At 58.2% G+C, this 13926-nt stretch carries 13 protein-coding genes; 8 read left to right on the top strand and 5 right to left on the bottom strand.

Annotation, left to right across the window (positions count from 1 at the left end):
- Positions 1-3 precede the first annotated feature (3 nt).
- The gene (locus tag VI215_08705; GenBank protein ID HEY6192387.1) at positions 4-657 is read left to right on the top strand and encodes a response regulator transcription factor; all 654 of its coding nucleotides are present in this window, start codon (positions 4-6) and stop codon (positions 655-657) included.
- Between the two features lie 336 nt (positions 658-993).
- Positions 994-2499, top strand: a complete 1506-nt coding sequence (locus VI215_08700; GenBank protein ID HEY6192386.1) for a DUF4139 domain-containing protein — start codon at positions 994-996, stop codon at positions 2497-2499.
- Positions 2500-2618: 119 nt separating this feature from the next.
- Here VI215_08700 and fbp read toward each other — a convergent pair whose 3' ends face one another.
- Entirely contained in the window at positions 2619-3608 is a 990-nt protein-coding gene (gene fbp / locus VI215_08695; GenBank protein HEY6192385.1) for a class 1 fructose-bisphosphatase, read from the bottom strand.
- Positions 3609-3819: 211 nt separating this feature from the next.
- Here fbp and VI215_08690 point away from each other — a divergent pair, with 211 nt between their 5' ends.
- From VI215_08690 to VI215_08680, 3 genes are read left to right on the top strand one after another with little or no spacing between them, the layout of a single operon-like run.
- Positions 3820-4566 carry an electron transfer flavoprotein subunit beta/FixA family protein gene (locus VI215_08690; GenBank protein ID HEY6192384.1) on the top strand — a complete coding sequence of 249 codons (747 nt, stop codon included), beginning with the start codon at positions 3820-3822 and terminating at the stop codon, positions 4564-4566.
- Positions 4567-5544, top strand: a complete 978-nt coding sequence (locus VI215_08685) for an electron transfer flavoprotein subunit alpha/FixB family protein (protein ID HEY6192383.1) — start codon at positions 4567-4569, stop codon at positions 5542-5544.
- Positions 5545-5560: 16 nt separating this feature from the next.
- Positions 5561-6127 carry a bifunctional nuclease domain-containing protein gene (locus tag VI215_08680; protein HEY6192382.1) on the top strand — a complete coding sequence of 189 codons (567 nt, stop codon included), beginning with the start codon at positions 5561-5563 and terminating at the stop codon, positions 6125-6127.
- Between the two features lie 63 nt (positions 6128-6190).
- Here VI215_08680 and VI215_08675 read toward each other — a convergent pair whose 3' ends face one another.
- The 4 genes from VI215_08675 to eutM form a co-directional block, all read right to left on the bottom strand.
- Positions 6191-6913, bottom strand: a complete 723-nt coding sequence (locus tag VI215_08675) for a pyridoxine 5'-phosphate synthase (GenBank protein ID HEY6192381.1) — start codon at positions 6911-6913, stop codon at positions 6191-6193.
- Positions 6914-7017: 104 nt separating this feature from the next.
- Positions 7018-7941, bottom strand: coding sequence for a hypothetical protein (locus VI215_08670; GenBank protein ID HEY6192380.1), 924 nt, complete (start codon positions 7939-7941; stop codon positions 7018-7020).
- A 58-nt stretch (positions 7942-7999) separates the two neighbouring features.
- Entirely contained in the window at positions 8000-8623 is a 624-nt protein-coding gene (locus VI215_08665; protein HEY6192379.1) for a BMC domain-containing protein, read from the bottom strand.
- Between the two features lie 90 nt (positions 8624-8713).
- Complete coding sequence (gene eutM / locus VI215_08660; GenBank protein ID HEY6192378.1) at positions 8714-9001, bottom strand: ethanolamine utilization microcompartment protein EutM; 288 nt, start codon at positions 8999-9001, stop codon at positions 8714-8716.
- Positions 9002-9163: 162 nt separating this feature from the next.
- Here eutM and VI215_08655 point away from each other — a divergent pair, with 162 nt between their 5' ends.
- From VI215_08655 to mgtE, 3 genes are all read left to right on the top strand, one after another.
- On the top strand, positions 9164-11659 hold the full coding sequence (locus VI215_08655) for an AsmA family protein (protein HEY6192377.1): 2496 nt from the start codon (positions 9164-9166) through the stop codon (positions 11657-11659).
- 40 nt (positions 11660-11699) lie between these two features.
- Entirely contained in the window at positions 11700-12512 is an 813-nt protein-coding gene (rsmA, locus tag VI215_08650; GenBank protein ID HEY6192376.1) for a 16S rRNA (adenine(1518)-N(6)/adenine(1519)-N(6))-dimethyltransferase RsmA, read from the top strand.
- On the top strand, positions 12509-13926 hold a 1418-nt coding region (gene mgtE, locus VI215_08645; protein HEY6192375.1), incomplete at its 3' end, for a magnesium transporter. The genes rsmA and mgtE, both read left to right, overlap by 4 nt.

The raw sequence follows: 13926 nt of genomic DNA, 5'->3' as shown, positions 1-13926 counted from the left end.
TCGATGAGAACCCGCATACTGCTCGTAGACGATCACAAAATCCTCCGCGAAGGCCTGCGCGTCATTCTGGAGAAGAGAGACGACGTCGTGGTGGTCGCCGAGGCCGATAACGGCAATAGCGCGGTCGCGCTGGCGGCGCAGCTCCGTCCCGACATCGTGATCATGGATATCATCATGCCGGATATGAACGGCATCGATGCCACATCTCAGATCGTCGGAGAAGTGTCCGGAATCAAAATCATCGCTCTCTCGATGCATTCAGATAAGCGATACGTCCTGAGGATGTTGAAGGCCGGCGCCCACGGATACCTGAGGAAGGATTGCGCCTCGGAGGAGCTTGCCGATGCGATTGAGACGGTGTTATCGGATCGCATCTATATCAGCCCGCAGCTCCGGGGTTTTGCGGTCACCGGCGCAGTCCAGAGATCGATCCTCGTCGATTCGCTTACCACCTCCATACTCTCCCCGAAGGAACGCGAAGTCCTGCAACTTCTCGCCGAAGGCAAGACCACCAAGCAGATGGCGATCCAGCTCAAGGTCGTGGAAAAAACGATCGAGAAACACCGCCAGCGGATCGTCGAAAAACTCGACATTCACAGTATTGCCGAGCTTACCAAGTACGCCATCCGCGAGGGAATAACCTCGGCGGAACGCTAATTTTTTTGAATCAACCCCCTGGAATGGGCCCTTTTCGGAGGGAAGGTAGGGAAACTCCCCATTGTGGAACGGCTTCAGGAATGCTACCTTTCACTGGGGCGAGTATCTTTATTGGCCCCTTTTTTTATATACTCGCCAACGATTTTCAAGCTTGCAAGCCGATTCCGGGGAGGAGAATCGGCTTCCTGTTTTTCAGAGCTTCCTCCCATGCTCCCCGGATTCACCGCCCTCAAACTCCCCCGGCCCCCTCTGCGCTCACGTGGAACATTCCCACCGAATGGGTCGTTGAACAGGTGTGCTTCAGGAATTCCACTCTCTAGAAGGAAAGGTATTCGCATGAAAGGATTTCTGTTTATCCTCGCCGTCACAATCACGGTCACTCTCTCTCCCCTGCACGCGCAGGGCAAACGGGTCACAGCCGGGCCCCGCACCACCGTCGATCTGACCATTTACAACCAGAACCTTTCGCTCATCCGCGAAGAGAGATCGGTAGACATCCCGAACGGGCTTACCCGGCTCGTCATACCGGAGATCCCCGCGACGATCGACGGCACGTCGCTCCATTTTTCCAGCCTGACGGATCCCCTGGCGGTGAGAGTTCTGGAGCAGAATTATCAATACGATCTTGTGAACCAGGGAAAGCTTCTGGAAAAATACGTGGGGAAGGACGTCGAGTTTGTCAGGATGAACCAGGAGACGAAGAAGGAGTACACCGTGACCGGCAGGCTTCTCTCGACCGGTTATCAGTTCATCCCGCAGCAGGATTATTCAAATCCGAACTACGCCGGCTCGGGAGGGATGGTGGCGGAGATCGACGGAAAGATTGAAATCAGCCCCGCGGGGAGGCTCATACTTCCGAGCCTGCCGGAAGGGTTGATACTGAAACCGCAGCTCGAGTGGCTCGTCTCGAACACCCGGCCGGGCACGCACAACGTCGAGCTCAGCTACCTCGCCGGACAGCTCTCCTGGAACGCAAACTATGTCGCACTGCTGGACAAAAGCGACACGCGTCTTGATCTCACCGGTTGGGTCACGCTGACCAACAACTCCGGAACAACGTTCAAGGACGCGGGGCTCAAGCTCGTGGCCGGCGATATCAACCGGGTCCGCCAGGAAATGCAGGATTTCCGCGCGATGAAGTCGGTGAACACGCTCGACGCCGCCGAGCCCCAATTCAAGCAGTCGGAACTCTTCGAATACAAATTGTACACGCTCCAGCGGCGCACTGATCTCAAGACGAACGAGACGAAACAGCTCGACCTCGTCTCCGGACGCGATGTGGCCTCGAAAAAGGTCTTCATCTACGACGGTATCGCCGATCAGTGGCGCTACTGGGTGAACAACTCATCGTACCGGGGCCAGGGCAGCTTCGGCCAGCAATCGAACACGAAGGTCGGCGTCTTCATCACGCTCAGGAATGATGCGAAGTCCGGTCTGGGGATCCCCCTTCCGAAGGGAAAGGTGCGCGTCTACAAGCGCGATGCGGACGGGAAGGAGCAGTTTATCGGAGAGGATGAAATCGACCACACGCCCAAGGACGAGGAGCTGCGGCTCTATCTCGGCAACGCGTTCGATCTCGTCGGGGAACGCGCTCAGACAGATTTCAAATCGTTCGCGGACGGGCGGATCGTCGAAGAGACTGTCCAGATCAAAGTTCGGAACCATAAGGGCTCCGCCCAGGAGGTCCAGGTGTACGAGCACCCCTGGCGCTGGAATCAATGGGAGATCACCAAGAGCAACGTTGAGTGGACGAAAGTCGATCAGAGCACGGTTCGCTTCCCCGTGACGATCGCGAAGGACGGAGAGAAGGTGATCACCTACACGATCCGGTATTCGTGGTAAGAAGTGTCATTCTGAGCACGTTCGCTTCGCTCAGTGTAAACTCCACGATGTGAAGCGAAGAATCTCCCCTTTGCTCGCATGGAGATCCTTCGCTTCGCTCAGGATGACAACGGAAGTGGTTACCTCTTCCCCTGCAAGAACTCCTCACACAGCGTAACGTCGTCCTCGCTGCCGAGGAACACAGGGGTGTGTTCGTGGAGGGATGTCGGTTGGATCTTGAGGATGCTTTGAGTGCCGTTCGTCGAGCGGCCGCCCGCCTGCTCGATGATAAACGCCATCGGATTGCATTCGTACATAAGCCTCAGCTTGCCGCTGGGGTTTTTCTTGTCCGCGGGGTAGGAAAAGATTCCTCCATAGAGCAGCGTCCGGTGCGAGTCTCCGACCATGGTGCCGATGTACCTGAGTGAGTAGGGGCGGCCTGTCTCACGGTCTTCCTCCGTCAGGTACCTCACGTAGCGCTGGACCTTCTCGTCCCAGTTCCGGTAATTCCCCTCGTTCAGGCTGTAGATCTTTCCCTTCTTCGGAATACGGATGTTTTCGTGCGAGAGAAGGAATTCCCCCACCGTCGGATCGAGCGTGAACCCGTGAACTCCGCGGCCGGTCGAATACACGAAGATCGTGCTCGAACCGTAGATGATGTAACCCGCGGCGACCTGCTTGTATCCGGGCTGGAGGCAATCCGCGAGCGTTCCCTTTCCCGGTGCCGAGACTCTCCGGTAGACGCTGAAAATCGAACCGATGGTGATATTCGCGTCGATGTTTGAAGAGCCGTCGAGAGGATCGTACAGCAGGACGTATTTTCCGTCCGGATACTCGTCCGGAATGTGCAAAATATCCTCGTTTTCCTCTGATGCCATCACGCAGAGGTGCCCTCCGTGATCCATCGCCTTGTAAATCGTCTCATCGGCAAACACGTCGAGCTTTTTCACCGCGTCGCCGCTCGTGTTCGTCGTGCCTGTCGCGCCCAGAATGTTGACGAGCCCCGCCTTGCAGACTTCGCGCCAGACGAGCTTCGCCGCGAGGGAGAGGTCGTGAAGAAGGCCGGAAAAATTTCCCGTCGCGTTCGGATAGAGCCGCTCCTGTTCATTGATGAAGCGCTCCAGCGTCATGAATTTTCTAACCGCTGGCACCTTGTCGATCATTGGAACCGGAAATGTGGGATGGTGGAAGGTTTCGAAAAAATGTAGCAAAATTCGCCTGTATTAGCAAGCGCTATTGTTGCGTTTATTTGCGAGAGTACCTATATTCCGGTGCAATTTTGTCGCCCTGTACGGGCGTTCCTCCTATTCCCCGAACATCATCGGCTTCCCCGGAGAATTCATGAAGATTGTTGTCTGTATCAATCACGTCCCCGACACCGAAACAAAAGTGAAAGTCGGAGCCGACGGAAAATCGATCGACCGGGCGGGCGTGAATTACATGCTCGGCCCGTACGACGAATTCGCGATCGAGGCCGGACTCCGCCTGAAGGAAAAAAACGGCGGGGAAGTGATTGCGCTCTCGCTTGGAAACGACGCGCACAAAGAAACGCTTCGCAAGGCGCTCGCCATGGGAGTCGACAAGGCCGTTCTCCTGAAGGACGATTCGACCCGGGACTCTTACTCGGTCGCGCAGGCCCTTGCCGATGAATTGCGCACTCACTCCGCGGATTGCATCCTGTTCGGAAAACAATCGATCGATTTCTACGACGAGCAGGTTCCGGGGCTGGTGGCCGAATTCCTGGGGCTCCCCTCCGTTTCGGTCGTCGTGAAGCTGGAAGAGAACGGAGGAAACGTCGTCTGCGAACGTGAAATCGAAGGGGGCCACGAGATCGTGGAGTCCCGTTTCCCTCTCGTCATCGCCGCGCAGAAGGGGCTCAACGACCCCCGGTATCCCTCGCTCAGGGGAATCATGGCGGCAAAATCGAAACCGATCGAAGAACGCCAGCCGCAGAGCCACCCCCCGAAGGTGGAAGTGCTCGCGATGAGCAAACCCCCGGCAAAACCTCCCGGCAAGATTGTAGGCGCGGGGAAGGATGCCGTCCCCGAGCTTGTCAGGTTGCTGCACGAAGAAGCGAAGGTGATCTAGATGGCCAAACTGCTCGCGTTCGCCGAACAACGGGAGGGAAAATTTAAGAAAGCCGCCTATGAGGTGACTCAGGCCGGCCGCCGGCTCGCAGACCAGCTTGGGGCCGAGCTCGTCACACTCGTGGCCGGTGACAATGTCGCAGGGATGGCGGCGTCGCTCGGTGAATACGGCGCCACAAAAGTGCTCACCGTTGAGGATCCACGGCTCCGGCATTACTCGACGACCGCCTATGCGAAGATCGTCGCGGAAATCGCCAGGCGCGAGGGAGCGGTCATGCTGCTATTCCCGGCCAGTCAGATGGGAAAGGACCTCACCCCGCGGGTCGCTGCGAAACTTGAAGCGGGCGTGGCTGTGGATTGCATCGCCCTCCGGGTCGATAACGGGGAGGTCATCGCAACCCGTCCCGTCTATGCAGGGAAGGCCTCGATCGACGTGCGGGTAACTTCTCCGGTCAAGATCTTTACCCTGCGGCCGAACGTCTTCACCGCGACGGCGGGGAACGGCGCCGCCGCAAGCGTGGAGCGCGTACAGTTTGCGATCGATGACACGTATTTCGGAGCGAAAGTCACCGGGGTCAAGATCGCGGAAGGACGTCCCGATGTCACCGAAGCGGGCATTATCGTCTCGGGGGGACGCGGACTGAAAGGGCCGGAAAACTTCAATCTGGTCGAAGGCCTTGCCGATGTTCTCGGCGCCGCGGTCGGTGCATCACGCGCCGTGGTCGATGCGGGATGGCGTCCGCACGACGAGCAGGTCGGACAGACCGGCAAGACGGTCTCACCCTCGCTTTACATCGCGTGCGGCATCTCGGGCGCCGTGCAGCACCTTGCGGGAATGTCATCTTCTAAGTATATTGTAGCTATCAACAAGGACAAGGACGCGCCGATCTTTCAGGTCGCGGACTACGGTGTGGTCGGCGACGTGTTCGAGGTGCTTCCGGCACTGACAGAAGAGCTGAAGAGGATGTTGGGCAAATAAATGAGCAGGTGAGCTGGTGGAAAAAATTCAGGTGGACATACTCGGTCTGTCGACAAGCCCCGCAAGCGGCGGCGCCTATGCCCTTATTTTGAAAGAGGTCAACGGCAACCGCAGGCTCCCCATTATCATCGGGGCGTTCGAAGCGCAGTCCATCGCCCTCGAGATGGAAGGAATCAAGCCCCCGCGTCCCCTCACACACGATCTCATCAAGAATATCCTGGAATCGGTCGGCGCGGAGCTGGCTGAGATCACGATCAGCGAGTTGAAGGACGGGACGTTTTATGCGAAGCTGAGCCTCGATAGCCAGGAGATCGACGCACGGCCGAGCGACGCGATTGCCCTCGCTGTCCGGTTCGGAGCGCCGATTTACGTCTCGGACAAAGTCATGGACGAGGCGGCGTTCCTGCCGGAGAACGAAGACGAGGGCGCCGAAGCGTCAGCCACACCGCCGAAAGGGAAAGAAGTGAAGATGACGAAATTGGAGACCCTCCGCACCCAGCTGAAGGAATCGATCGAGCGGGAGGACTATGAGAAGGCCGCGCAACTGAGGGACGAAATCAGGAAGCTGGAACAGAGGCACTAACCACCCTTCGGTGTCATTCTGAGGAGCAACGCGACGAAGAATCTCCGAGATCCTTCGCTTCGCTCAGGATGACCCCCGCTTTACCAACCGCACCATTTCGCGCACCGCTTTTTCAAGCCCCACGCTCATTGCCCGCACGATCGCGGCGTGCCCGATGCTCACTTCCTCGATCTCCCTGATACGAGCGATGCGCGAGATGTTATCGTAATCGAGCCCGTGCCCCGCGTTCACGCCAAGTCCAAGCGACCTTCCGAACCGGGCCATCTTCCTTATTTGATCAGCAAGTCTTTTCCGGTCACGCTCGGTCCGCGCATTCGCATACTCGCCGGTATGGATTTCGATCATCTCGGCGCCGATCTCCCTCGTCGCTTCCAGTTGATCGGGCACAGGATCGACGAAAAGACTCACGGGGATACCGGCATCCTGGAGTCTACGGACGGCCAGGCGGAGCGATTTCCTGAGCCGCACGACATCCAGCCCTCCCTCGGTGGTCAGCTCTCTCCGTTTCTCCGGAACAAGCGTCGCGAGATCGGGCCGCACCCGCCGCGCGATCGCAACGATCTCCGGAGTTGCCGCCATTTCGAGATCGAGTTTCGTCGAAATGCTTTTGCGGAGCCGTTTCACGTCTTCGTCGCGGATATGCCGCCGGTCTTCGCGTAAATGGCAGACGATCCCGTCTGCGCCCGCGCGTTCGACGACCCGGGCCGCTTCGACAGGGTCGGGGTCGGCGCCGCCCCTGGCGTTACGAAGTGTTGCGACGTGATCGATATTTATGGCGAGGCGCATGTAATGTTATCTCGAGCAGGTGCATGTCATCCTGAGCGAAGCGAAGGATCTTGCCGGTCGACCGAGAAGATCCTTCGGTCGCTTCGCTCCCTCAGGATGACACATTACAACCTCTTCCTGATGATAAACTGAAACCGGTCCGGTTTGCGGGAAATGACTTTCACGTCGGGCGGAGCGGTAATCCCCGGAACGACCGTGCCGGCCGAGTCTTCCACCAGGCTGCGGAATTCGATGGTCGCCTGAAAATCGGATCCCGTCACCCTGGCAAGCTGCTCGATCCCTCCCCTGACGATCAGATCGATCCGCGACGGGATAAAAATGACCTCTTTGCCCGGCGGCACGCCCGATGCGGTCACTCGGATCCCGGCCAGCGTTTTCTCCGCGAAAGGCTGGACGTTGATTCTCAACCTCACATCCATGCGAAAGAGTTCTATCGAGTAGTTCGGAGGGTCTTCAAGAGGGAGTTCGATATCCACGGAGGACCGGAGGTTCTCGAGTTTTCTGTAGGCCGTCGGCCACTCCGTCACCGATTCGATGATCTTCCTGGTTCCGCCGATCCTGACACTCTCCGGAAGCACCCGGATGGAGCCGACCTGCCCGTACCCCTCCCGGTAATCGGTCGAAATATTCGGAAGGACCGGTACGCGCTTCTCTATATATTCGTCGAGCGCGAGAAGGAGAGTCTCGGGTTTGACCTCGACAACCTGGAGACTCACCGGCAGCTTGATATGCTCAAGCAAATCTCTTCCGGTGACGGTGAAATTATCGGGACCGAGGGTGGATCCGTCGATGTAGTACGTGACATCGGGTGAGAGAAGGAGCGCGGCAAGGGCCCAGCCGGTTCCGCGGAAATGGACAGTGATGTTCTTGGGGACGGGGTACTTCAGCGCCTTCCCCGCCTTCACATTTGCCAGGACGACCGGGATGCGCTGGACGACCGTGAACTCCGACCGCAGGTTGACTGAAAACCATGTGGCGACGGCGAACACAATCGAGGCGATGACGATATGGTATCGCTTGTTCTCCATTACCAAAAAAAAACTCCATACGGCCGACACCGATGGAGTTCGTCAGTTATCCTGTATTCTACCTGGGAAACTTCAAGGCCATCAGATAGTTGATAAGGTCGTCGCGATTCGCGCGCGATATCTGCCTGCCCGCGATCGGGAGTCCCTTGATGGAACGGGCATACCTCCGCAGTTCGTGAACCGTCATATCTCTGAGCTGGCGAAGGTGCGTTTCTTCGTCATCGCTCATGACTCTCGTCGGCTCGGGAGGCGCCTCCAGATCGGTATCCGCCGGTTCTTCGTCCAGCTCGATGGTCGCCTCCGGCTCATCGGGAACGGATTGCCGGACCGGATTTTGCCTGGCCTTTTTTGACGGGCGGCTGACGGGCTCCGGCTCGCGGATGGGAGTCTTCTCCTTGGTCTGCCAGGGCGGAGGATAGATCAGGATTTCCACATCATCGTCGGGGCGGGGTATCACGTGCACGGACACCAGTTCGCCGACCCTCTGGGCGGCTGCGGCGCCCGCATCGACCGCGGCACGTACTGCTGCGACATCCCCTCTGATCTTAATGGTCATGAGACCCGCGTCGGCGCGTTCCTTGCCGACAAGGGTCACGTCGGCCGCTTTCGTGGCGGCATCCGCCGCCTCGATCGCTCCGATAAGACCCCGCGTCTCTATGAGTCCGAGGGCATAATCAAGCATCAATTCCTCTTTACCTAATCCGCACTTTGGGTCCGGGACATCAGGATCGTCCCGGATTCATAATAGGAGCACTGGGGGGAAAACCTGGCGTCACTTCGGCTGTGAGCGCTTGGGGAGAATCAGTTCGACATCCATATGCGGGCGTGGGATCACGTGCACCGAGACCAGTTCGCCGACGCGCTGCGCCGCCGCGGCTCCGGCATCCGTCGCAGCCTTGACTGCTCCGACATCGCCGCGCACCATCACCGTGACATAGCCGCCGCCGATGACTTCCTTACCGATCAGGGTCACCTTTGCCGCTTTTACCATGGCATCGGCCGCTTCGATTGAGCCAACAAGCCCCTTAGTCTCGACCATTCCCAACGCATCGAGGGAGATATCCGCCATGAACGAACTCCTTTCAGACAGTGTAAGATGGCTAAAAACAACGTGGATCGAATATACTGAAACGGGAGCATAGAGTCAATTATAATCGCATGCTCCCGCGAATGCCCCGCGAATGCATTGAAATTCTCTCCGTAAATAGGTATATTTTCAAAAATGCCCCTCACCCGAACCTCAAAAATATGGATCACGGTCCTGGCGATCCCTGTCGGCCTGATCGTTGCCGCCATCATCGGCGCAGAGATCTATTTCACGAGCGACCGCCTGAAGGCGCTTGTCGTCCCAAAAATAGAGGCATCCTCCCACCGGAGCGTAGCGGTGAACGACATTTCGCTCTCCTTCTTTCCCTCACTCGGGGTGGTGATCGACGGGCTCACCATCTCAAACCCTCCGAACAAGGGGTTCGATAATGAGGATTTTCTCTCGCTCGACCGCCTGTCGCTCGACGTGAAACTCTTCCCCCTTCTGGGGGGCAATCTCGAAATCAGCCAGATCACACTCGATCATCCGACCATTAATCTCGAGGTGACACCCGAGGGCCTGAAGAATTTCTCGGGAAATGCCACCCCGGCCGATGCGAAGGCGCAGGGCGGGTTGAGGCAGGAACGGGGGAGCGCGGGAGCATTTCTGCTCTCGAATCTGGAAATTCGAAACGGGGAGATCATCTCAACGAACCAGAAATTCGAAACCCGGTTTGCCATCGGGGGCCTGAATGCGAAACTGAACGCCGAATCGAAATCGGGAGAAAACACGATTCGCGTGAATGAAACCGCCTCGATCGAGAAGTTCAGCTACGGGACCCTGAAGTCCTGGTACCTCTCCGACCAGCCGGTCTCTGCGTCGGGAGCACTGGAGTACCAGGCGGATACGGATGTCCTGAAGTTCGACAAGTTGTCGACCAAGGTTCGCGAGCTTCCCCTCACCCTTTCGGGAACCATCGGAAAATTGCAGGAAGTCACCAACCAGATGGATCTTCATATCGAGTCGCCGGGCGTGCAGATGACCCAGCTTCTCTCCATCATTCCCCCCGACATGCTCAAGCAGACGAGCGGTCTTGCCGGAACCGGGGAAATCAAGTTGTCGCTCGCGGTCACCGGCCCTTCCGGCGAAACGGTGAACCCGGCAACATCCTGCATCTTCTCCGTCTCGGACGGATCGATCCATTACGCCTCCCTGCCGAAGTCGATCAGCGGCCTCAACCTTTCAGGGACGTTCGAAAAACCCTCGGCTCCGCTCGCTGCCAAAGGGATCGGGAGCTTCGCGATCGACAAGCTCGCCGCGACGATCGGCACCAATACGATCACCGGCAAGCTCCGCATGGCAAACTTCGACGATCCCCTCGTCAGCGCGTCCTTCAACGGGTCTCTGGACCTGGGCGAAGTGAAGGAGTTCTACCCTCTCGAGGCCGGAACGGAGATGCGCGGAACCATGAAAGCCGCTCTCTCGTTGGAAGGTAAGGCGAAATCTCCGCAAACCATGAAGGCGAACGGAACAATCGACTTTCAAAACGTCACCATGCAGTCGGCCGCTTCAAAAGCGCCGCTTCGGAATCTGAACGGGACCATTCAGTTCAACAACCAGGTCATCCAATCGAAGCAGCTCGCGATGAACGTCGGCGAATCGGACCTGAATCTTTCCTTCACGCTCAAGAACTACCTCGGCCTTTTGATGGAAGATGCCGCCAAGAGTGCCGGCACCCCGAGCGCGACGGTCACGTTGACATCGAAGCAGCTCCGGACCGCCGATCTGATGTCGGACTCCAAGCCGGCCCCGGCCGCCGCACCGGACAAGAAGAAAGCCGCGACACAGTCGACCCTCCTTCCGGGAATCGACGTCGACGCGAACGTCTCGATCGACAAGCTTGTGACGGACAAATTCACGTTCAACAACGCGAAGGGTACCGCTGCGGTGTCCGGCGGCAAGGTGGCGCTCAAGAATTTCACGGTGCAGGCATTTCAGGGAACGGTCCAGACGCAGGGAACGCTCGACCTGCGCGACCCGAACAAGCGGCCGTTCGATCTCGACCTGAACATCACGAACATCGAGTCGCACGACCTTCTTCCGAAGTTCACGTCGTTCGGCCAGTACCTTTCGGGGAAAATGACGATGAACACGAAGCTCAAGGGCGATTTGAACGATACGCTCGGGCTGAACACTCAAACTCTGCTCGGCAACGGCGCCGTGAAAATGATCGAGGGGAAGCTCCTCGGACTGCCCATCCTGCAGAAGCTCGCCGACATGACGAACCTCGACAACATGCGCCAGGTGAACTTCAAGGACTGGACGAACTCCTTCTCGATTCAGGACGGCCGGCTCAAGGTGAAGGACCTGAAGATCAACGCCGGCACGACGGGGATCGCCGTCGACGGGTCGCAGGGGCTGGACGGCTCGCTCGATTACAATCTGACGCTCAAACTCCCACCGGAGGCATCCAACCGGTTGAAACTCAACGGCGTCGCCGACCAGGTGCTCGGACTCCTCAAGGACAAGGACGGCAGGATTAACCTCAACTTCCTCGTGACCGGCATGACCAGAGAGCCTGTCCTGAAGCTGAATACTTCCGCCGCGGAATCTCTTGCGAAGGAAAAAATCCAGGACGATCTGAAGAAGAAGGCGGAAGACCAACTCAAGAAACTCTTCAAGAAGCCCTGAGCCGGGCATTCACCCCCTCATCCCACACACGAACTGACCGGTGGACGAAAGAACCTACGCGAAACCCCGCCAGTCTCTTGGCCAGAATTTTCTTATCGATGAAAACATCGTCCGGAAAATCATCGCCAGCTTTCATCCGGAGCCGGGCGACGTCGTCGTGGAGATCGGGCCGGGAAGGGGCGCGCTGACGGGCCATCTCGCGGGAAAAGTGAAACATCTCATCCTCGTCGAAATCGACGGCCGCATCATCGAAGACCTGCGATCCCGGTTCACCTCCCCCGATGTCACGATTCTTCACGCGGATTTTCTCGATGTCAGCCTCGAATCGCTGCGGAAACTCCACCGCAACAAAGTGCGGCTCATCGGGAATATTCCCTACCATCTGACCAGCCCGATTCTCTTCAAGGCGTTCGAAGAGAGGGGGGCGATCCTTGATATCACCGTCATGGCGCAGCGGGAAGTGACGCGCCGGATCGTCGCGAAGCCGGGGAACAAGGAATACGGAATACTTTCAGTCGCCACGCGATTCTACGGAACTCCGAAGGTGCTCTTTGACGTCTCCCCCAACTGCTTCTATCCCAAACCGAAGGTGACCTCGAGCATCCTTCAAATCCAATTGCACGACCGGCTTGCGACTGGGGCGGACCCCGGTCTCTTCGGGGTCGTTGTCCGGACGGTCTTCGGAAAACGGCGCAAGACTCTCCGGAACGGTCTGAAGTATCTCCCGTACAGCGAATCGGTTGTCGGGCGAATCATGAAGGGAGTGACGCTCTCCCTGGACAAACGGCCCGAGCAGCTCACCCCGGACCAGTTTGTGGACCTTACAAACCAGATCGGAAAACTCGTCGCATGACACAGGCCGCGCGCGACATCGATCATATCATCACGACCGAGGATGCGATCATCATCCCCCGGCGGCATGGGGTCAAAACCATCGAGGTGGACGATGCGCTGATGGAGGATATCCGGGAGCTGGTCCGCGAAAGGGCGGGACCACTTCTCCTGAACATCCTGGCGGATCTTCACGCTGCGGATATCGGCGATATCATCAACAGGCTGGATCCGGAAGACCAGTTGTATGTCTTCGACCTGCTTGAAATCCACACCGGCAGTGCGGTTCTCCTCGACCTGGGACCGGATGCGCGGGGTTATATCCTGGACTCGCTCGCCTCCGAAAAGATCACCTCGTACGTCGACCTCCTCGCTTCGGACGACGCGGCGGACCTTGTCGCCGAGCTGCCCCCGGCGATCGCGGAAAAAGTATTGCGCGCGATGCCGGCGATCGATTCCTCCGCGGTGCAGAGACTCATGGAATACCCGGCGAAATCCGCCGGCGGAATCATGGGGACGGAGTATGTCGCAGTCGGGATGAACTCCACCGTCAAGCAGGCGATCAAGGCGGTGCGCACCTCCGCGAAAAAGAACATGGTCATCTACAATGTCTACGTGGTGGATGAGCAGGGCCATCTTGTGGGCGCGCTCCCCCTGCAATCCCTCGTGCTCCATTCTCCCAACCGGAGAGTCTACAAGATCATGGAGTCCGACACGAAGAGCGTGAACACCGAGGTGGACCAGGAGGAAGTCGCTTCGATTTTCCGGAAGTACGATCTCGTGTCGCTCCCGGTGGTGGACAAGATGGGAAAGCTCGTCGGGCGCATCACGATCGACGACATCGTGGACGTCATCGAAGAGGAGCATAGCGAGGATGTCGCCCGCCTGGTCGGCTCGGACGCGGACGAGCTTGAGCGGCGCAGCCCCTTTCAGATTTCACTCCTGCGTCTCCCGTGGGTCCTGACGACCCTGGCGATCGAGTTCGGGGCAGGCGTGGTGATTCATCATTTCGACCAGACGCTCAGCCGCGTGATTCTGCTCGCCTCCTTCATGCCGATCATCTCCGCGATTTCCGGGAACACCGGGCTTCAGTCGGCGGCGATCATCGTCCGCGCGATGTCCACCGGCCACGTCACGCTCGACCGGTGGTGGCACCCGATCTCGCGCCAGATGCAAACCACGCTGATCATCGGAGGAGCCTGCGGCATTGTCATCGGCCTGGTCGGCGCGATCTGGCAGGGAATCTGGCAGTTTGGCCTTGTGGTCGGGATAGCGATGTTCGTCTCGGTAAATCTTTCGGGCCTCGTGGGAACGACGGTCCCCATGATTTCAAAACGTCTCGGCTTCGACCCCGCTCTCACGGCGGGACCGTTCGAGACCGCGTTCCAGGACGTCGTCGGGATCAGCATCTTCCTGACGCTTGCGACGTTGATGCT

Source organism: Bacteroidota bacterium, from assembly GCA_036522515.1.
Taxonomy (GTDB): Bacteria; Bacteroidota; Ignavibacteria; order UBA10030; family SZUA-254; genus VBOC01.
The sequence above is the reverse complement of the archived record's forward strand: the minus strand, read 5'-3'. Positions and strand labels throughout refer to the sequence as shown.